This is a genomic window from Bradyrhizobium jicamae, assembly GCF_001440395.1.
GTDB classification, from domain to species: domain Bacteria; phylum Pseudomonadota; class Alphaproteobacteria; order Rhizobiales; family Xanthobacteraceae; genus Bradyrhizobium; species Bradyrhizobium jicamae.
In genome coordinates, this window is the sequence record NZ_LLXZ01000132.1 from 2,063 (window position 1) to 2,482 (window position 420).

Below are 420 nucleotides of genomic sequence, written 5' to 3' on the forward strand. Positions count from 1 at the left end.
GCCAGCATCAACGTTGCGCCGCCAAAGAACACAAGCGTGCGCAAGCTCAGTCGTCTGTTCGCCATCATGCCTCCTCAATGAGTTAGAGCCCGAGCCAATTCGCGGATGATGCGAACGATGTCCCCGCGATCGGATCCCGGAAGAGCTCGGGCGGTGTGGAGCTTTTCGATAATTTGGGCCCGCTGCTCAATGCTTGGCGAAAACTTTAACCGGTAGCCGTCACGAGTTGGCGCAAGAACACGCGCCTCGACGTCGCCAATACCTGGGATTTTCAAATTGCCTGTCGCCCCGACCGAAAGGCCGAATGGTCCGCTGATGCGAGCGCCTTCCGGTCCGAGATTCACGAGCCAGCCACGGTGCCGAACGTCTCCGATCTTCAGCGTGATCGGTTCAAGCACCTGGCGCTGCGGTCGATTATAT

Annotated in this window: 1 pseudogene; it reads right to left on the minus strand. The window is 58.6% G+C overall.

The window, feature by feature from the left end:
• Positions 1-74: 74 nt before the first annotated feature.
• A pseudogene (locus CQ12_RS44020) lies at positions 75-420 on the minus strand (Curdlan synthase); the annotation flags it as partial.